The 18,615-nt window shown below is 36.3% G+C and carries 19 protein-coding genes; 3 read left to right on the top strand and 16 right to left on the bottom strand.

The window, feature by feature from the left end; all coding sequences use genetic code 11:
- Positions 1-16 precede the first annotated feature (16 nt).
- The 3 genes from SCA31_RS15440 (at position 17) to SCA31_RS15430 (ending at position 6,012) form a co-directional block, all read left to right on the top strand.
- Positions 17-1,534, top strand: coding sequence for a phytoene desaturase family protein (locus SCA31_RS15440; RefSeq protein ID WP_410697852.1), 1,518 nt, complete (start codon positions 17-19; stop codon positions 1,532-1,534).
- An 11-nt stretch (positions 1,535-1,545) separates the two neighbouring features.
- Positions 1,546-3,234 carry a C45 family autoproteolytic acyltransferase/hydolase gene (locus SCA31_RS15435; RefSeq protein ID WP_410697851.1) on the top strand — a complete coding sequence of 563 codons (1,689 nt, stop codon included), beginning with the start codon at positions 1,546-1,548 and terminating at the stop codon, positions 3,232-3,234.
- Positions 3,235-3,366: 132 nt separating this feature from the next.
- A complete protein-coding gene (locus SCA31_RS15430; RefSeq protein ID WP_410697850.1) occupies positions 3,367-6,012 on the top strand; it encodes a T9SS-dependent M36 family metallopeptidase in 2,646 nt (881 codons plus the stop codon).
- A 59-nt stretch (positions 6,013-6,071) separates the two neighbouring features.
- On the opposite strand, the gene SCA31_RS15425 is transcribed toward SCA31_RS15430, so the two are convergent.
- The 16 genes from SCA31_RS15425 to SCA31_RS15350 all read right to left on the bottom strand — a co-directional run bounded on the left by SCA31_RS15425 (position 6,072) and on the right by SCA31_RS15350 (position 18,568).
- Entirely contained in the window at positions 6,072-7,244 is a 1,173-nt protein-coding gene (locus SCA31_RS15425; RefSeq protein WP_410697849.1) for a DUF2062 domain-containing protein, read from the bottom strand.
- Positions 7,245-7,248: 4 nt separating this feature from the next.
- Positions 7,249-7,725: a hypothetical protein gene (locus SCA31_RS15420; RefSeq protein WP_410697848.1), complete on the bottom strand. Its 477-nt coding sequence runs from the start codon at positions 7,723-7,725 to the stop codon at positions 7,249-7,251.
- Positions 7,722-8,102, bottom strand: a complete 381-nt coding sequence (locus tag SCA31_RS15415) for a 3-hydroxyacyl-ACP dehydratase (RefSeq protein WP_410697847.1) — start codon at positions 8,100-8,102, stop codon at positions 7,722-7,724. The genes SCA31_RS15420 and SCA31_RS15415 overlap by 4 nt, the downstream gene beginning before the upstream one ends.
- 2 nt (positions 8,103-8,104) lie before the next feature.
- A complete protein-coding gene (locus SCA31_RS15410; RefSeq protein ID WP_410697846.1) occupies positions 8,105-8,710 on the bottom strand; it encodes a porin family protein in 606 nt (201 codons plus the stop codon).
- Positions 8,711-8,717: 7 nt separating this feature from the next.
- The gene (locus SCA31_RS15405) at positions 8,718-9,353 is read right to left on the bottom strand and encodes a hypothetical protein (protein ID WP_410697845.1); all 636 of its coding nucleotides are present in this window, start codon (positions 9,351-9,353) and stop codon (positions 8,718-8,720) included.
- A complete protein-coding gene (locus SCA31_RS15400; protein ID WP_410697844.1) occupies positions 9,319-9,945 on the bottom strand; it encodes a LolA family protein in 627 nt (208 codons plus the stop codon). The genes SCA31_RS15405 and SCA31_RS15400 overlap by 35 nt, the downstream gene beginning before the upstream one ends.
- Positions 9,942-10,694, bottom strand: coding sequence for a polysaccharide deacetylase family protein (locus SCA31_RS15395; RefSeq protein WP_410697843.1), 753 nt, complete (start codon positions 10,692-10,694; stop codon positions 9,942-9,944). Before SCA31_RS15395 ends, SCA31_RS15400 begins: the two co-directional genes overlap by 4 nt.
- Positions 10,695-10,772: 78 nt before the next feature.
- Complete coding sequence (locus tag SCA31_RS15390) at positions 10,773-11,834, bottom strand: beta-ketoacyl synthase N-terminal-like domain-containing protein (RefSeq protein ID WP_410697842.1); 1,062 nt, start codon at positions 11,832-11,834, stop codon at positions 10,773-10,775.
- Positions 11,831-13,030: a beta-ketoacyl-[acyl-carrier-protein] synthase family protein gene (locus SCA31_RS15385; RefSeq protein ID WP_410697841.1), complete on the bottom strand. Its 1,200-nt coding sequence runs from the start codon at positions 13,028-13,030 to the stop codon at positions 11,831-11,833. The genes SCA31_RS15390 and SCA31_RS15385 overlap by 4 nt, the downstream gene beginning before the upstream one ends.
- Before the next feature lie 77 nt (positions 13,031-13,107).
- Positions 13,108-13,365, bottom strand: coding sequence for a phosphopantetheine-binding protein (locus SCA31_RS15380; protein ID WP_034692439.1), 258 nt, complete (start codon positions 13,363-13,365; stop codon positions 13,108-13,110).
- Between the two features lie 94 nt (positions 13,366-13,459).
- Positions 13,460-13,999 carry a 3-oxoacyl-ACP synthase gene (locus tag SCA31_RS15375; RefSeq protein WP_410697840.1) on the bottom strand — a complete coding sequence of 180 codons (540 nt, stop codon included), beginning with the start codon at positions 13,997-13,999 and terminating at the stop codon, positions 13,460-13,462.
- 10 nt (positions 14,000-14,009) lie between these two features.
- The gene (locus tag SCA31_RS15370; RefSeq protein ID WP_410697839.1) at positions 14,010-15,143 is read right to left on the bottom strand and encodes a beta-ketoacyl synthase N-terminal-like domain-containing protein; all 1,134 of its coding nucleotides are present in this window, start codon (positions 15,141-15,143) and stop codon (positions 14,010-14,012) included.
- Positions 15,140-15,583: an acyl-CoA thioesterase gene (locus SCA31_RS15365; protein ID WP_410697838.1), complete on the bottom strand. Its 444-nt coding sequence runs from the start codon at positions 15,581-15,583 to the stop codon at positions 15,140-15,142. Before SCA31_RS15365 ends, SCA31_RS15370 begins: the two co-directional genes overlap by 4 nt.
- Positions 15,558-16,826: an ABC transporter permease gene (locus tag SCA31_RS15360; protein WP_410697837.1), complete on the bottom strand. Its 1,269-nt coding sequence runs from the start codon at positions 16,824-16,826 to the stop codon at positions 15,558-15,560. Before SCA31_RS15360 ends, SCA31_RS15365 begins: the two co-directional genes overlap by 26 nt.
- Complete coding sequence (locus SCA31_RS15355; protein WP_410697836.1) at positions 16,813-17,571, bottom strand: ABC transporter ATP-binding protein; 759 nt, start codon at positions 17,569-17,571, stop codon at positions 16,813-16,815. Before SCA31_RS15355 ends, SCA31_RS15360 begins: the two co-directional genes overlap by 14 nt.
- A 1-nt stretch (position 17,572) precedes the next feature.
- Positions 17,573-18,568 (bottom strand): BtrH N-terminal domain-containing protein, encoded by a 996-nt coding sequence (locus SCA31_RS15350; protein ID WP_410697835.1) that lies wholly within the window; start codon positions 18,566-18,568, stop codon positions 17,573-17,575.
- Between the last annotated feature and the right edge of the window lie 47 nt (positions 18,569-18,615).

The raw sequence follows: 18,615 nt of genomic DNA, 5'->3' as shown, positions 1-18,615 counted from the left end.
AAAAACACATTCTCCTTTGAAGAAAGACTATGACATACTTGTAATCGGCAGTGGATTGGGAGGTCTTGTTTCGGCTCTTATTTTAGCAAAAGAGGGTCTGAAAGTTTGTGTGCTGGAGAAAAACAACCAGTATGGAGGAAATCTACAAACCTTTTCAAGGGATAAACTTATTTTTGATACTGGTGTTCACTACCTGGGAGGTCTTTCAAAGGGTCAGAATTTAAACTGTTTTTTCTCCTATCTGGAAATCATGGATGAACTGGAACTTCAAAAGATGGATGAAGACGGATATGACAGAATTTCTTTTGGAAATAACACAATCGAATATCCTCACGCTCAAGGGTATCAGAACTTTGTAGAACAGTTATCTGTACATTTTCCGGAAGAAAAGGAAAATCTGGAGAACTATTGTGAGGAAATTCAATATGTCTGTAGCCAGTTTCCAAGGTATAATGTGGTGGGAAAAGATAACTATAATGAAGAAATCCTGCATCTCAATACCAAAAGATTTATAGAATCCGTTACACAGAATAAAACACTTCAGTCAGTTCTGCTAGGCTCTAATTTCCTGTATGCCGGAGATTCTGAAAATGTTCCTTTCTATGTTCATGCTTTAACGGTAAATTCTTACATTCAGAGTGCCTATAAATGTGTGAAAGGCGGAAGCCAGATTTCGAAGCTGCTTATTAGAAAACTACGTCAATATGGAGCTGATGTCCACAAGCATTCCGAGGTTTCTGAATGTGTTTTTAATGAAAATAATATCGTAACGTCGGTAAAAACAGTTTCAGGAAAAGAATATACTGCCAAGCGCTTTATTTCAAATATTGAGATTCGTTCCACGATTAAGCTCATTGGAGGAGAAAGGCTGAAGAAGTCTTTTCTGAACAGGGTTTTGAGCTGGAAGCCGGTTTCATCATGCTTTAGCGTTTATATTATCTTAAAGCCTCAATGCTTTCCGAACTTTAATTATAATATTTATCATTATTCATCAGAAGAACAGGTTTGGAACGCATCCCGTTACCAAAAGAATACATGGCCGGAAACCTATATGCTTTCATCTACACCCTCAAAACATCATCCGGAATTTGCTGAAAGTCTGACTGCAATTTCCTATATGGACTTTGATGAGGTGAAAAAGTGGGAAAGTACATTCAATACAGTGGCTGAGGAGCATGAAAGAGGAGAGCAGTATGAAAGATTTAAGCTTGAAAAGACTGAAAAAATGATTGAGGCTCTGGAAAAGAAAATCCCTAACCTTAGGCATGCCATTAAAAGAATATATACCTCTTCACCTTTGTCTTATAGGGACTATATCGGCAGCTTTGATGGAAATATGTACGGATACATGAAAAATTCAGATAACCCGCTTAAAACAATGGTTTCTCCCCGTACAAAAATTGATAACCTGTTTCTGACTGGTCAATCCGTGAATATGCATGGGATTTTGGGTGTTACCATAGGGGCATTCAATACCTGCGCTGAAATCCTGGGGAAAGAAATTATTGACAACCGTCTGCAGCAAATGATTTAATAAAAACCACTGTGAAAAAAACGATTACGAATTACTTTTCTTATAAAAGGTTCATCATCTATTCCTTTTTTTTATTGATCCTGATTTCATGCGGGGTTTCAAAGTCTGTTCATCATCTTCCGGAGGTAAAGCAATATTCATTGGAAATTCCGAAAGTGACTAAAATCAATGATACAACATTCAGCTATAAACAAAATTTTCTGACCAAGAATAAGCAACAGCTTTGGGAACTTTATATTAAAGGGAACCCTTTACAGCTAGGATATAATAACGGGGCATTAACTCAGGATTTAATGCAGAAACAGGAAGAAATCTTCTTTTCTAAAGTAGAAGGATTTGTTCCGTCAAAATTTAAACAGAAACTTTTGAATGTTTTCTTAAAATGGTACAACCGAAAAATGTATCTCAATGTAAGAGAAGACTATCAGGCAGAATTATATGGTTTGTCGCAATATTCATCCGTCCAATATGACTTTATTGCTTCCAAGTATCTGAGGAATCTCTATTTGCACGGTGCCCATGATATTGGACACGCCATGCAGGATCTGGCAATGGTGGGGTGTACTTCTCTGGCGGTATGGAATGAAAATACAGAAGATGGAGATTTATTGATTGGAAGAAACTTCGATTTTTATGTAGGAGATGACTTTTCCAAAAATAAACTGGTCGAATTTGTAGAGCCGGAAGATGGAATACCCTACATGTCTGTAAGCTGGCCGGGGATGATTGGCGTAGTTTCAGGGATGAATAAAGAAGGAATTACGGTAACCATTAATGCCGGAAAATCAAAGATTCCTTTAACTGCGAAAACTCCTATTTCTCTGGTAACAAGAGAAATTCTACAATATGCAAAAAATATTGAGGATGCCATTGCTATTGCAAAAAAAAGAAACGTTTTCGTCTCAGAATCAATTCTGGTAGGAAGCGCTCATGATAAAAATGCCGTCATTATTGAAGTTTCACCGAAAAGTTTCGGAGTGTACAAAGTAGAGAATACAAGCAGGGTATTTTGCACCAATCATTTTCAGTCTGATGTCTATAAAAATGATGTAAGAAATCAGAAACAGATTAAGGAAAGCCATTCTGCTTACCGCTATGAAAAATTACAGGAGCTTTTACAGGAAGAAAAAAAACTGAATCCGGAGAAAATGGCTTCTATTCTAAGGAACAGGTCTGGTTTAAAGAATGAGAGCATAGGAAACGGAAATGAAAAGGCCCTGAACCAGCTTTTGGCCCATCATGCGGTGATATTCTCGCCTCAGAAAAAGTTAGTATGGGTATCTTCCAATCCTTATCAACTGGGAGAATTTGTATGCTATGACCTTAATGATATATTTTCAGAGCGGGGATTGAAGCCTAATAATTTTTCAAAATCACAACTTAATATTATAAAAGATCCTTTTGCAGATTCTCAGGAATTCAAAAACTATGAGGAATACAGGCAAATAAGCTTTGAAATTAATGATGCCATCCATAATAAGGAAATACTTTCGGATAACTTTATTGCTCATTATCAATCCTTAAATCCAGATTTCTGGAAAGGATATTTTATGGCAGGTAAATATTATTTTCATAAAAAAGAGTATTCAAAGGCAAAAACTGAATTTGAGAAAGCGCTCACCAAGGAAGTAACAACAGTTCCGGATCAGAAAACAGTGGAAAAGTATTTGAATAAGGCTATTAAAAGGATACACAATTAATTGTTAGATCCCTTCATTGTTGTTTTATTGCGAATTTCTTTGTTTTTAAAATACATCATTATTAATAATGTAACATTTGGTGTTTTTTGACACTAACTGGATAATTACATTTATTAATTTTAAGTATTACACATGAAAAAAATTCGATTTAGTGTTAAATTCCTGCTTCTTTCTTCTCTTTTAAGTACAGGAATTATTTTTGCTCAAAATCAGGAGCAGGTCATAAAAGACTATATGAGCTCTTCCAAAGGGCCGTTTCAAAGAATGGATTCTGACCTGAAAACTTTTAAAATTGTTAATATTGACCATTCGGAAAGTTTAAAAGGAGATGTTGTAGGAATTCAGCAGACGATTAATGGTATCCCGATATTCGGTAGTTCTGCAAATGTTCTGATAAGGGAAGACAAAGTATTAAGCTTTGCAGATACTTTCATAAAAATTTTGCCAACTTCTATTAAAGGAAAAGAAGGAGGCAATAAGGAGGCTCTTGTGACTGCCGCTGCTAAAAAATTAAATGGAAATACTACTGCGAAAAACAAGGAGGGTAAAGACGAATTCCTTAAGACTACCACAGTTTATTTTGTGAAAAATGGGAACCTGATCCTAGGATATGAATTTGATATTGAAGAAAAAGGAACTGATAATAGCTGGATGGTTATTATCAGCGCTGAAGACGGTTCATTACTATACAAAGAAAATCTGACATTGTCCTGTAGTTTCCATTCAGGCGCTTATGGACATTCTCATGCAGAACATGCTATGCCAAGTTTGTTTCCACAATTTCAACATACAATACCTCAGGGTTCAAGCTTTGTTTTAGCTCCTGATAATGCTTCCTATAATGTATTTCCTTTGCCTGTTGAAGCACCTACCTTTGGAAACAGAGCATTAATTACCAACCCATGGGACCTTATAGCATCGCCTGAAGGATGGCACTCTGATGGAACAAATCATTATACGAATACAAGAGGAAATAATGTTTATACCTATACTGATGAAAATGCAACCAATACTCCCCAGTTTTCCCCGGATGGAGGAGCGGGCAGAGTTTTTGATTTTCCATTGGATATAACATTGCCACCACAAAATTATACCTCTGCATCTGTGACCAATTTATTTTATCTGAATAATAAAATTCATGATATATTTTATAAGTTCGGATTTACTGAATCTTCCAAGAATTTTCAAACCAATAATTTTGGAAACGGAGGTTCTGGTAATGATGCTGTTCTTGCAGAAGCCAGAGATGGAAAAGGTTATAATAATGCTAATTTTAGTACACGAAATGATGGCTTTGCCCCTAGAATGCAGATGTATTTATATGAACCTAAAAATATGCAAAACCTATTTTATAATTCACCTGCTCCATTTACATCACGCACTCCTAATTCTAAAACAGCAGTTTTTGGTCCAAAGCTTACAGCAACAGGTATTACAGGAGACATAGCAGTCACTACACCCATTGATGGCTGTACTGCTATTTCCGAAAATCTTACGGGGAAGCTGGCTCTAATACAACGAGGTGGCGCCAATTGTGGTTTTGCACTCAAAGTTAAAAATGCTCAGTTAAAAGGTGCTGTAGGAGTTATTGTTTATAACGCTCCAACTTCTGTACCACTTGCAGGCCAGATGGGAGGATCCGATGCTACCATTACGATCCCTTCTGTACTTGTAGATAATGCTGAAGGAGTTGCTATTATAAATCAATTAGCCTCTACCGCTGTAAATGGAACATTAAAATATGATACACCGAACTATATTTATAAAGATGGCAGCTTAGATAATGGGATCGTGACTCATGAGTATGGGCATGGGATTTCTACCCGTCTTACAGGAACCAGTGTGAGTTGCTTAAATTATACAGTCGATAATGAACAGATGGGAGAAGGTTGGTCTGATTTTTTTGCATTAATGCTGACCAATAAAGCGGGAGATAACGCGTCTGTGCCGAGAGGGATAGGAACTTTTGCTGAAGGAGATCCTATAGACGCTCTTGGAATAAGACCGGCTAAATATTCTCCTAATTTTACCATTAATGATTATACATATGGTAAAACGAACGGGATGAAATATAATGCTGTAGAAGATGACGGAACGGCAATTACCCGTGTAAATTCTCATAGTGTAGGATTTGTATGGGCAACAATGCTTTGGGATCTTCATTGGAATTATGTAGAGAAATATGGTTATAGCAGTAATGTTTTGGATAATCCTGACAGTGGAAGTGCCAGAGTATTACAGCTTGTGGTAGACGCTCTTAAATTGCAACCTTGTTCTCCTACTTTCGTAACAGGAAGAAATGCTATTCTGGCTGCCGATCAGGCAAAAACAAACGGAGCTGATAAATGCATGATCTGGAAAACATTTGCAAAACGAGGATTGGGAGTAAATGCTGCATCGGGAGGATTGACTGGGCGATGGGTAGGTTCTGATCAGCCAGCACCGGATCTGAACGATCAGGTGGAAGATTTTACCATTCCTACTGAATGTGGATCACTGGCCGTAAACGAAGTTTCTAAAAATTCAAAAGGAATTTCCATTTATCCAAACCCTGTAAAAAATGAATTCACCATCAAAACTCCTTCAGGAATGAATGTGTCAGGAATTACAACAGTTTCCATCTATGACTTTACAGGAAAGCTTGTTTCTCAGGAAAATATCAATCTTAACCGACAAACAACTGTTAATGCTGGTAATCTGATCAATGGAGCTTATATTGTAAAAATTAAAAACAATTCTTCAATTGACTATAGTCAGAAGATTATCGTTTCAAAATAGTAAAATAAATAATTAGAATGTAAAGCCTCGGAATATTCTTTCGGGGCTTTGCTTTTAGTTTAATTATTTTCCGGATTCAGTTTATTCAGAAAAAGAAAAGTACTTATTCCTGCCAAAGCAGACAATGTAGTACTTAAGATGAAACTTCCAATAACATACTGAAGCAGGTTATTCTTGATTAGCTCGAAATTAACATCCTGACTTAGAATATTACTGTCTCCATGAACAAATGGAGAACCAAGAAACAATGAAGCCGCAATGATAAACGGAATAAAAGGAGGAAGACTCACATTGGAGGCTACAAATGCAAGAACTTTATTCAGTTTGAAAAGAACAGATAAACTGATGACCAATAGCGTTTGAAATCCCCAAAATGGTGATAAGCCTATGAACACTCCAAGGGCAATGGAAAAAGCTTTTATACGATTGCTTCCGTCACTTTCCAGCACATCTTCTTTTATAAATTTTTTAAAGCTTTTTTTTTTGAAGTTATTCACGAAGTTTCTCGGAATAATGTAAAAAAGAGTGATCGTTACTAAAATCGTATTCAAGATACTGATCCTAGTAAAATCTTTGAATGGTCTGAAATGCGAAACACGCTCTTTAGGATCGTACAATACCTTAATGGGAACGTTCTTTACGGGAATATGTCTCCATGCAGTCCTTACAATGATCTCAATTTCAAACTCAAATTTCGGTGTAAAATATTTCTTGGGAATTTTATGTAAAGGATAAAGCCTGTAACCGGATTGGGTGTCTTCAAGCTTAATTCCTGTTTCGAACCAAAACCAAAAATTAGAAAATCTGTTTCCGAAGCTGCTTTTCTTTGGAATACCATCTTGGGACATATTTCTGTTCCCAATTAATAGTACCTCTTCATTTTCCTGAAGCAGAGCATCCACAAACACAGGAATATCATTGGGATAATGTTGTCCGTCAGAATCAATGGTTATGGCATAATCGTAGTTCAGTTCCTTAGCTTTTCTAAAACCTATTTTCAATCCGTTTCCTTTCCCTTTGTTCTCAGGTAGGGTGATGGTTGTAATATGGGGGTATTGAGCCAGAATTTGAAGAGTAGAATCGGTAGAACCGTCATTAACCACAATAATACTTTCGGTATAGTTCAAAACACCGTCTATTACCCTTTTCAGGGTTTTTTCATTATTGTAGGTAGGTATTAAAACGCAGATCTTCTTTTCAGAAATTGCATTTTGTACTTCAGCAAGGGACATTATATTATTTTAAAGTGGCTTTTTCGGCCTCGGTAATGGTTTTAGACTGCAATGCAAACCTTTTGATATAGTTTTTCAAGGCAGCATTTTGTTTGCTGTAATTGTTCAGTAGGAAAGCTTTGTCATCCTTTAAACTGCCTCTGTAACCCACAATTTTAGGAATGTTTTCCTGAACACTTAATCTGATCAAGCGTAATTCTGCGTTATTAGGATTACTTTTGATGATCGCTTCAAGACTTGTAGCTCCTGTTTTCACCAGGGTCTTTCTATTTCCCTTGGAGACTTTTGCCTCCATAATCTTTGCCGCTGCTTTATAGCCTAAGGTTACTGCATCAGAACCCGATTGCTTTTCTGCAATTCCTATAAAGTTTTCAGTATTGGCTGCAGAGTCATTGGCCTTGGCATAGCTGTTTCTCAAGGATTCTAAATCAGACTGAAAGAAAAAAATAAATGCTGCTACGAATGATAAGATAAGTTTCATGCCGTTAATTTTTTATAGCTTACAGACAACTTTAATGCAATAGTCTCGCCAAAGGAAGTTATATTTTTTACTTTAACATCTTCCTCATTTTCAGTAATATCCAATTGAAGTTTCAGATCAGGAGTCTCAAAAGGATTGATAATGGCCATGAATTTTACATTCGATGCCGTTTTTAAGAATAATTTTGAACCTGTAAATTCTTCTGTCAGTTCTTTAATAATCTGCATCATACACACACCAGGTGTCACCGGATTTCCCGGAAAATGGCCCTTGAAAATATCATGACCTTTATTTAAGTTGATATGCGCAATAAAACTTCCGTTTTCTGCTTTTTCGTATGATGTTAACGTATAAAAGTCTGTAAGAATGGTCTGCATAATTATTTTTTCATGTTAAATGTATAGTAAATACCTGCCTGAAAAGTAACATTAGAATGATCTTCATAGAAGCTGTAAACAGGAATGAATCCTTTTTTCACCCTTGCTTCTATACCAAAATTCTTAGTGATATCATATCCTACTCCGGCAGTAATTCCTAGATCAATTTCGTTATCAGGATTAATATTTTTCTTTTCTACAACAAAATCAAGAGTAGGTCCTGCATGAACATTGAATTTGTTGAAATAAAACTTGTTAACCAATTGAATTCCAAGATAAGAAACTGTAATGTTTTGTTCCCCCATATTATTAACATTGGATTCTACTTTGGTTCCCTGTCTTGAATAATTAATTTCCGGTTGCAGGGCATAAAATTTTGCAAAACGGATATTTCCCAAAAATCCAAGGTAAAAATCAGTTCTTGTTTTGAAATTAAGATTCATTTGGGATTGCGGATAATATACATCTCCAGGATAGAAGAACGTTTGATTTTCATCATTGGTGAAATGAGAAAAATTGGCTCCGGCTCTGATTCCTGGCGTAAATGTTACTTGGGCAAAAGAGAGTCCTGATATCAGTACAAATAAGAATGGAAATATTTTTTTCATGGTAAAGTTATTCAGTTTCGGTTATTTGAAATAGTTTTATATTGATCTTAAAATCCTTGTGTTGCAAATTTAAGCTGTCCGCGAAGATATGCTTTTTTGCATCAAATGTAAAATCGATTTTTTCCTTGTTATTTTTGGTGTAAATGATTTGTTTCAGTAAGTTATTGTCCTTATTAAAGAATAAATAATAGCTCTTGTTGTCCATCTTGGAAAGATAGATTTTAGAGTTTTCATTTTCAAAGCTCTCACTTACCGGATATTGCTTTTTCAATAGCTGCTGAAAATCATTTTTCAGAAAATTAATAACAATTTTTTTATCCAGATCCGTCAATACGTAATTCAGTTTAAAATGATTGTCCGAAATTTCAAAATCTATCAGCTTATTGCCAAAGTCAGAAGTTAAAGCGACACGGTGTGTTGTTTCATTCAATTTTTTGATGATAAGGATTCCGCTTACATGATTTTTATAAATATCCATCTGACATTTATAAACATAATCTTCAGTAGATGAAAAATAAAGATTTTCAACTGTTTTTTCAGTCGTGGAAACGGTCTTTACATCAGTTAGCTGATACGTTTTGCAGGAAACTACCAGTAATAGAATCAGGCTATAACGTAAATTCTGACGCAGGAATTGAAGCATTGATCTTTGTGTTTTTGAAAACAATATTCGTTGTATCGCCTGAAGCTTCTGTCATATTAACCTGAGAAACCGTAGACTGGCTCTTTGGAAAATAAAGTTCAATCTGTTTGATGTATTTCAGCAGTTGTGAAGTCTTCGGAATAAACTTAGCAACATTATAATTTCCATTCTTGAAGTACGTTACTGTAAATTCAGGATCATTAAACATGGTTCCGTTTGAACTACCAACAATTAGTTTATTGATCTTTTCAAAGGTTTTGCTTTTAGCATCCACAGAAGATTTCTTCCCTTGATCATTGATGAAGATTTTATTGCTTTTAAAAACAATACTGTACTGATATGGTTTGGTGTATTTCCAGCTTAGCATATTAGGAGTCTGTAATGACATTTTTCCGTAGGTGACAATGCTTTTATCCAGAAAATCCATTTTTTTGGTCTGGGTAAAGTCACTCTGCAATGTTTTAATTTCCTTGGTATCTGTGGAGACCTTGGATATAAATGCTTTGGCCTCGGCACCCGACATTGCGGTATTTTGCGCAAAAAAGAAACCTGATACCAGTAAAAATGCTCCTAGGGCAATATTTTTAATCATTTTTTCCTTGAATTTGTAATTGAATCAACGGTAAATGTTGAGTACTTTTTATCTTTCAAAAATACTAATAAATCTACCAGTACATGATATGTTTTTTCTGAGGTATCATGGAGGAGAATAATACTTCCTTTTCTTAGATCTTTAGTAATTCTCTTATAGATTTTCCTTTCATCGTCAATGATGGTGTCCAGAGAACGGACATTCCAGCCGATGTTTATTTTATGAGTTTGCTTAATGGCTTTTGCAATATTCGGATTGGTAACCCCGAAAGGAGGTCTGTATAAGTTTGTTTGTATATTTCCAACATTCTTCATCACCTTATCACAGTTTTTAATCTCTGCAATCATTTTGGAGGTAGATAGGAAACCTGTTGAATGAGAGTGGGTTAATGTGTGGTTTCCGATGGTGTGACCTTCAGCAATGATTCTCTGAAATGTTTCCGGATATTTTTCAATCTGCTTTCCGATACAGAAAAAAGTAGCTTTTATCTGATGTTCATTGAGTAAATCTAAAAACTTCGGTGTAAATTCTGTAGGCCCGTCGTCAAAAGTCAAAGCAATTTCTTTGATTTTCGTTCGCTTATGGGTAATACTGTTGACAAAATATCCCAGTTCAATAGCGAATGATCCCCAAACAACTACAGCAGAAAAAGCAAGAAAACAAGCTATATACACCCATAAACTTCCCTGAAACGCATAGATGAAAACGTTACAGAAGAGATAAAATAAGATGAATGAATAGTGCTTCATCGCCCGTTGTTTTTGAATAACAAAAGTAATCTATTATCTGATAGTCTTTTTAGAAATTTTCTTTAGGTTTTTGCCTTATCAAACTTTCTCCAATAATACCAAGCTGTGATCGGAACCCGCCAGATGGTTATAAAGAAGCACATTTTTCACTTCCTCTTTTTTTGTTTCATTAATCATCATTACTTCAGGAATCTGCTGCTCCTTAAGAATATGACAAGCCATGAAAGTAGAGAAGCCGCTTGCGGTATTAAATTCCCCACTCAAATGCTTATAATATAATAAAGCTGAATCTGAAAATAGATCCATTGCTTTTGTATAGTAAACATCCGAGCCTGTGTCACTGCTAAATCCTAAAATTACTGCATCAATATCATGGGTAGAAAGATTGTTTTTCGTTAAAAACTCTTGAATAAAGCTTCGTGTTTCATTCAATTCTAATCTGTTACTGATTTTAATGTCTGTCAGTTTTGCGTAGGAATTTTCTGTCTTATCTTTTCCAACAACAAAAAAGCTTGCTCCTTCTCCCCAAATAACTCCTTTTGTACCGGAATTCAGATGGTCTGCAGGAAGTTCGGCTTCCTGTTTAATGGTATTATTTAGGCAGTAAAGCTCCATGGTTCTGTCGGCCTGCTCATCGGTAGACCCAACAAGGATATTTTCTGCTTCACCATCAGAAATCTGAAGTTTTGCATCCAAAAATGAAAACTCCAGTGAAGAGGAGGTGTTTACATACGTAAAGTTGTACGCATGACATTGTAAACCAAGTGCAATTTGGCCTGCAACCGTGTTATGAGTAGATTGAATAAAAAATGTAGGCGTTAAAAACTCTTCATGATTATCAATCACGTTTTTTAAAAACTTTTCAGAATCCTGAGAACATCCCATTCCGGTCCCTACAATAATAGCGTCCGGCTGCTCAATTCCTGCTTCCTTTAAAGCGTAATGTGAGGCTACAGAACTCATTTTTACAGTCTTAGACATTCTCCTGATCATTGCAGGAGGAATGAATTCCTTGTAATTAGGTTCTATGGCCTTTATCATCCTTACCGAATTTTCCGGTTTAAGATGTTGAATGAAATTTTCATTTAAAGTGTCCTGAACAGAGATACAGGATGTACTGTTGATGTATACTGCACTCATGATTTTGAGAAAATTAAGGTTGAACAGTTTCCGCCAAACCCAAAGGAATTGGACAAAACATGATTTATGGTCTTTTCCTTTAATTGAGTAACCGGAGTTAAATCAAACTCTTCCATTTTGGTCTTAAAATTCAGGTTAGGAAAAATAAGGCTGTGCTGCATGGCCAAAATTGAAAATACAGATTCAATTCCCGCTGCTGCGGCTAATGTATGTCCTGTAAATGCTTTTGTGGAGCTGAATTCAGGAACCTGATTCTCCCCGAAAATTCTGATCATGGCAATTCCTTCTGACAAATCGTTGTTGGGTGTTGCGGTACCATGAACGTTGATATAATCTATGTCCTGCTTTTTCAATCCTGAAATTTTCAAAGCCTGTTGCATGGCCAGAAATGCGCCTTGTCCATTTTCGGAAGAAGCTGTTTGGTGGTGAGCATCATTAGCGTTTCCATAACCGGAAAGATAGGCTAATACCTGTTTATTTTCTTTTTTTACAACCTCTTCAGATTCAAGAACCAGAAAGGCTGCTGCTTCTCCAAGATTCAACCCTTTTCTGTCGTTGTCAAAAGGTGTATTGTAAGAGTCCGTAAGAATCATCAGGGTGTTGAATCCGTTCAGTGTAAATTTTGAAAGCGAATCTGTTCCCCCTACAATCACACGGTCTAATACTCCGTTTTTAATTAGCTTGGCTCCCATCATAATGGCGTTTGCTGCAGATGAGCAAGCCGTACTGATGGTAGAAACCATGCCTTTTAATCCCAAATGATCAGCAATAACCAATGAGGAATTTCCGGCATCATGAGCGTCAATGTATTTTTGCTTTTCAGGAAAGTCTTCGTAGGAGTAGAAATATTTTTCAGTAATATCCATTCCTCCCACACTGGTAGAAGAGATAAGCCCCGTTCTGTATTCATTAATGTCTGAAATTCCGGCACTTTCTACAGCTTCCTTTGCAGCAACCATCCCTAATAAGGAAGTTCTTGTTACATTATTATCTTCATCAAGGTGAAGCTTTTGCACAAGTTCCTCATTGGATAATTTTATTTCACCCGTTTTAATTGTTCCTGCATGGCGGGTTTCAAACATCTGAATATCTGAAATACCATGTTTCCCGGATTGTAATGAAATAAAATTTTCCTCCACATTGTTTCCAATGGAAGAAATGATGCCCATCCCTGTTATGGCAATTTTTTGGCTCATGGTGTTAAATAATATAAACAACGCATCAATCTAACAATAACTGCTACACTGCTACACTGTTAGATTGTTATATTAATTTATTTCGTTCTGTTGTCTTCAATGAATTTAGCCATTGTATCAATAGATTGGAAAATTTCTTTTCCTTTTTTAGGATCGGCTAACTTGATTCCGTAGTCTTTATCAAGAAGAACGATAAGCTCTAGGGCATCAATAGAGTCAAGACCTAATCCACCACCGAATAATGGATCTGTATCTTTGATTTCCTCTACAGAAACATCTTCAAGGTTAAGAACTTCAATAATTTTGTGTTTCAATTCTGTTTTTAAGTTTTCCATAATTTAGTTAATTTACCAATATAGTAATGTTTCAATTTGCTCGTTTTAAGGAGGCTTTGTTGTTACATTGTTACAAGGTTATAGTGTTGTATTTTTATAAGGTCAGCAAATATACAAAAGCTTTATAATTTTCCTGATATAATTCAACCCAGCCACATAATACTTTATCTGCTTTCCCAGACCGGAGGATTTGTTCAGAATAATCGTTTAAAAATTCTTCATCAAACTCATCCAATACAAAAAAAGCATTCTCTGTCTGCATTTTGTGTTTAATGCTGATTTCCCCTACACAAATGTTGGGTAATGTGTACACAAATACAGCAGGACTTGGAAAGTAATTTTCCTTAGAATTGATACTTTCCTGATATTTAAAATCAGTATCCAAACTGGATGATTTGTTGGCAAAAACCAATGCCGTTCTGCTATGATCTTCGTCCTTTAAAAGGATTTCGGCAGAGAGAAAAGCGAGTTTGCTTAAACTGTCCATTTTGTGAAATTTAGGATAACTAAGGTCCATGCTTTTGTAAGCTTCCTTTGCAAATTCCTGAAAAGTTTCGTTATGGCTTTCAAAAATGATCTCTTCGTTAATGCTTATTTTTGAATGTTCTATAGTACAGGTATTTATCTTTTTCATCAGCTTCATTTTAACATTTTTCCAATACAATTGCTGCATTACACCCCCCAAAACCTGATGCTGTCTTCAAAATATATCTGATTGCTGCAGTTTGATTTTCCTTAATGATATTCAACGGCTGGGATACTCCCATCTCCTTAAAGTTTTTAGAGGGAATCAGTGTGTTATGAATGGCGCTTTCCATAGAGATGATGCTTTCCAGAAGTCCGGAAGCTCCAAGGCAGTGTCCATAGAAGCCTTTCATACTGTTCAAAGGTATATTTTGCAGTTCCATTCTGTTGAATGCAATAGCTTCCATTTCGTCATTATACAAAGTTGCTGTTCCGTGGGCTGAAATAAAGTCAATTTGTTCTGCCGAAACCTGGGCTTCCGTCATGGCATTCTTGATGCTTCCGTATAAACCGTCTCCTGTTCTTGACGGGCCGGAAATATGGTTAGCATCATTGATAGCCGAGTCACCCAATACCTTGAATCTGAACTTTTCTTTTTCAGAAGCCTCAGAAGTGATATATACTGCGGCTGCGGCTTCTCCGATATTGATCCCGTTTCTGTCTTTATCATAGGGCTTGCAGGCTTCAGTACCGATGGCCTGAAATGAATTGAACCCTGAAATTACAAATTCTGAGATTTCATCACCGGCAACCACAAAGGCATCTTTATATTTCCCGGCCTGAATCATGTTCTTGGCAACAGCAACAGCCATAACCCCAGAAACACAGGCATTTGAAACCACGATAGGCTTTGTTTTAAATCCAAAAAAACCAGCAATTTTCTGTGCTAATCTAGCAAGATAGACGCCTTCGGGTAATTCAGACTCATTTTTCAATAGGCTGATGTTTCCTTTTGTAGTTGATAAGATAAAAGCGGTGTCTTCAGTTATCCTATGTTTTTCAATCAATGGTTTTAGGCTTAGAAGAAGCATTTTTTCCAGTCTTGTGAATTCCTGACTCTCAAAATTTTTACTGAATTCTTCATTCAGCTCTTCATTATTGATCATAGATGCATAAAAAGCATCTTGATTTTCTATGACTTTATGTAAAGCAACTCCTGATTTTCCAGCTAAAAGTGCTGTCCAGTTAGAATCTGTATTAAAGCCCAGAGGCGTTACACAGTTATAATCTGTGATGTAAATTTCCTTCTTCATGATAATCCCATTTTATCTTTCCAGGTTTGAAAAAATTCCGGATTGTATAAACATAAACTTCCATTGCTGTCCAAAAACACCTGAATGGTTTCTCCACTACAGACTAATTGATCCTCCTGATTGAAAATCTCATACCTGTAGATAAGTTTAGCTGACACAGAATTGATGAAAGTGGTGACAATGTTAAACGTTTCCCCATATTTTAAGGGAAGAAAATGTTCACATTTACTTTTTACAATAGGGGTTACAAATCCTGCATTCTGAATGTCCAGATAAGTTAAGCCGTGTTGACGTCCGAAAGCTTCTCTACCGTCTTCAAAATAGACGATATAATGGCCATGCCAGACAATTCCCAGCGGGTCTGTTTCATTGAATCGTACTCTTACTTCTTCGGTACAGGTTAATATGTTTTCGTTAGACTGCATTTTGTTTTCTTTCATAAAAAATAGAAATGGCTACTGTTGCAAGGTAAAATAGAAATAAGAAAGCTAATTCCTTAGCAATACCTCCAATTCCGCTGTTTCTTAAAATAATATCGTAATAAGCATTTAATCCCCAGTTCATAGGAGAGAATTTGGCTACGGTCTGCATAAATTCAGGCATTAAGAATACCGGAACCCATATTCCACCAATTGCTGCCAGTACGACGACTGATGTTGCTCCAAAAGGTGCAGATTGTTCTTGTGTATCTGCAATGGTTCCCAATAATACTCCAAATCCAATGGCAGCAAGCCCAGCGAACAATGTTACCGTAATAAGCTGGAACATTTTTCCTGATACATCAAATGCCGGAAGATCCATATAAGGGAAAAGGAAAACACCTACTGCGACCATCAGTAAAAACTGAATGATACAGATGATAAGATAAGTGAATGTTTTTCCTAAAATATGAACAAAATAAGGAGTAGGGCTTATTCTTGCTCTTACACTTGTTCCCTGGCTTTTTTCCTTTACCAGATTAATGGATAAAGGAACAACGATAAAGAAGATGGCAAAGAGCGTCCATGCAGGAACGTTATGCTGAACAGAATTCGGCATGATGTCCATTTCTCCTTTTTTCGGGGTAATTTCTTTGAAGCTGATCAGGTTTTTATTTTCGTCAAGGTTTTCTGTGGTGCCTAGCTGATCCTGAAAAGCTTTGTAAATTTTTTTATTTTCGATTTCAAAAACCATTTTATTGACAGAATTCATCACAGAATTTTTGAATCCTGCATTGGTGGCCGGATCAAAGTATAAGTGAATTTCCTTTGCTCTGGGAGCTTCTATTTTAGTTTTTGCAGAATCTCCTTCCAAACCAAATGAACTGACGATAGCCTGAACCTTGGAATCAATATTGGAATTTAAATCTTGTGTTAGGTTTTCAGGGATAACGATAGCCATCTGATAATCCCCAGCAAATACAGCATCCTGCGCTGATTTCTCGTTGAAATTGGTCAGTAATTGGAATGTTTTGCTGTTTTCCAGTTCTCCTTTTATATTTTTTGAAACTTCAGACTTATCGTTATCAATAAAAATGATAGGGATTTTTGATCCTTCAAGGTTTTTAAAGGTGGAATCCTGAATCAGGGTAATGGTTACAATCAAAAGCAACGGCATTACAAAAATGATGACAATTCCTCCGATATCTCTTTTCAGAAGAAGAATTTCCTTAATAAAGCTTCTCCACAATTTATACAACAACATCTCTTAATTCTTTTCCGGTTAATGAAATGAAAACATCTTCAAGATTTTCTGCATGGGCAATCTGTGAAACAAGTTCCTCAGGAGTTCCCACAGCATGAATTCTTCCTCTGTCTATGATGGCAATCTTGGTACAAAATTCCTCTGCCTCAGAAAGGTGGTGAGAGGTATAAATAATACACGTCCCATTTTTATTTAATTCCAAAAGGAAATCTATAATTACTTTTTTGGACTGAACATCTACTCCTACGGTGGGTTCATCCAAAAACAGAACCTTTGGATTATGAAGTGTTCCTGCAATAAGGTTACAACGGCGTTTCATCCCTCCGGAAAACTGACCCACCTGTTTATTGGCAAATTTTGAGAGACCCATGATTTCTAAGGATTCATCAATAGCCTTGGTAAGCTGTTTATGTTTTAACCCATACAGACTTCCGAAGAACATTAGATTTTCTCTGGCAGTAAGAGTAGGGTAGAGTGCATATTCCTGCGGAACAATTCCAATGATCTGTCTAATTTTGAAACCCTCTTTTTGTGGAGACATGCCATTGATGGTAAATTGTCCTGAAGTAGGTTTAATTAAGCCTGAAAGCATGGAAATCAAGGTTGTTTTCCCTGCTCCGTTAGGTCCAAGAATTCCATAAATTTCGTTTTTGTTGATGCTCAGGGAGATATCATTTACCGAAAAGTCGTCGGAATTTTTGTATTTTTTATATAGATTTTTGATCTCAATCATATTCTCTGCCATATCAGATCGCTTTTCTCAGTTTTTTATAAAAAGCTTCTTCTAAATCCGCAATATGAAGCATTGTCTTTGATAGTTCATTGTAGATATTGCTCTTAGAATTTCTGTTTTTGTATACTCTTGCAATGTCTACTGCAAAGTCTCTCCAAAGGTCTCCGATGGAGGTGATTTCCTTTGATAGCTCTTTTAATTCGTCATTTTTAAGAATTAAAGCTGCTTCCTGAAGAAATGCTCCGTAAATAAATCTGAAACCACCGCCGCCGGTTCCGATTTCCTCCTGCATTCTGATTAATTGTCCCAGATAGTGGTTCGTCACTTTTGTGCCTTTCTTTTCTGCCCATTTTGGAATACTTCTGGCGACCCATCTCATGGCTTTTACACCAATAAGTGGTACGGGGGCCAGCATGTTTTTACAGGTATCCTTAATTCCTTTTTTAATGGCTTCTTCCAGATTTACATTTTCCGGGATATAAACAGGATAGTACATATGTCCCTTTGGAGGAAGGGCTCCTTTGGCATATCTTACCTTTTCCAGTTCTGCTTCTGAAAGAGAAGTGGTGTAATCCATTACCGGATCACTGATCAGGAATTTTCCGTCTTCTTTACCATATACCACAAGATTGTGAGCATTGAAGTGGAATTTATATTCTTCAGGAAAGTAAGTAAGGTTAAAAACCCCTACCTGAAGTCCAGTTGGGATATTTTGCTCAAGATTTCTTTCAAGAGCCTTTTGGGCATCCTGGGGCTTTGAGAATTTCTCTCTTTTAATTTTTATTCCTAATCTTTTGGCTGCTTTACTGAAGATGGCACCTGGCATCGGACGATAGCTAAAGCCCGGAGCAAAGTTCACTTTCAAAAAAGGGAGATAGACAAAAAATAATCCTGAACCAATTCCAAAGATCATGGGTTCACTTAGTTTCAGTCCTTTATTAAGCAGTAGATTAGAAGCAACACCGTTTTCGCAATGCGCAGTCTGATGGTGTTCAAAGTTTAATTTCATTTGCAGCTTATATCTTTTTCATTGGTTAAATAGAATAATATACATTC

The sequence above is a fragment of the Chryseobacterium sp. SIMBA_028 genome (assembly GCF_046535285.1).
Classification (GTDB): Bacteria; Bacteroidota; Bacteroidia; order Flavobacteriales; family Weeksellaceae; genus Chryseobacterium.
Note: the sequence above shows the minus strand (reverse complement) of the source record. Positions and strands in the feature narration are given on the sequence as shown.

Coding starts and splice junctions, on each gene's coding strand:
- SCA31_RS15430 (WP_410697850.1), top strand. CDS start 3,367: ATGAAAAAAATTCGATTTAGTGTTAAATTCCTGCTTCTTTCTTCTCTT.
- SCA31_RS15425 (WP_410697849.1), bottom strand. CDS start 7,244: ATGTCCCTTGCTGAAGTACAAAATGCAATTTCTGAAAAGAAGATCTGC.
- SCA31_RS15420 (WP_410697848.1), bottom strand. CDS start 7,725: ATGAAACTTATCTTATCATTCGTAGCAGCATTTATTTTTTTCTTTCAG.
- SCA31_RS15415 (WP_410697847.1), bottom strand. CDS start 8,102: ATGCAGACCATTCTTACAGACTTTTATACGTTAACATCATACGAAAAA.
- SCA31_RS15410 (WP_410697846.1), bottom strand. CDS start 8,710: ATGAAAAAAATATTTCCATTCTTATTTGTACTGATATCAGGACTCTCT.
- SCA31_RS15405 (WP_410697845.1), bottom strand. CDS start 9,353: ATGCTTCAATTCCTGCGTCAGAATTTACGTTATAGCCTGATTCTATTA.
- SCA31_RS15400 (WP_410697844.1), bottom strand. CDS start 9,945: ATGATTAAAAATATTGCCCTAGGAGCATTTTTACTGGTATCAGGTTTC.
- SCA31_RS15395 (WP_410697843.1), bottom strand. CDS start 10,694: ATGAAGCACTATTCATTCATCTTATTTTATCTCTTCTGTAACGTTTTC.
- SCA31_RS15390 (WP_410697842.1), bottom strand. CDS start 11,834: ATGAGTGCAGTATACATCAACAGTACATCCTGTATCTCTGTTCAGGAC.
- SCA31_RS15385 (WP_410697841.1), bottom strand. CDS start 13,030: ATGAGCCAAAAAATTGCCATAACAGGGATGGGCATCATTTCTTCCATT.
- SCA31_RS15380 (WP_034692439.1), bottom strand. CDS start 13,365: ATGGAAAACTTAAAAACAGAATTGAAACACAAAATTATTGAAGTTCTT.
- SCA31_RS15375 (WP_410697840.1), bottom strand. CDS start 13,999: ATGAAAAAGATAAATACCTGTACTATAGAACATTCAAAAATAAGCATT.
- SCA31_RS15370 (WP_410697839.1), bottom strand. CDS start 15,143: ATGAAGAAGGAAATTTACATCACAGATTATAACTGTGTAACGCCTCTG.
- SCA31_RS15365 (WP_410697838.1), bottom strand. CDS start 15,583: ATGAAAGAAAACAAAATGCAGTCTAACGAAAACATATTAACCTGTACC.
- SCA31_RS15360 (WP_410697837.1), bottom strand. CDS start 16,826: ATGTTGTTGTATAAATTGTGGAGAAGCTTTATTAAGGAAATTCTTCTT.
- SCA31_RS15355 (WP_410697836.1), bottom strand. CDS start 17,571: ATGGCAGAGAATATGATTGAGATCAAAAATCTATATAAAAAATACAAA.
- SCA31_RS15350 (WP_410697835.1), bottom strand. CDS start 18,568: ATGAAATTAAACTTTGAACACCATCAGACTGCGCATTGCGAAAACGGT.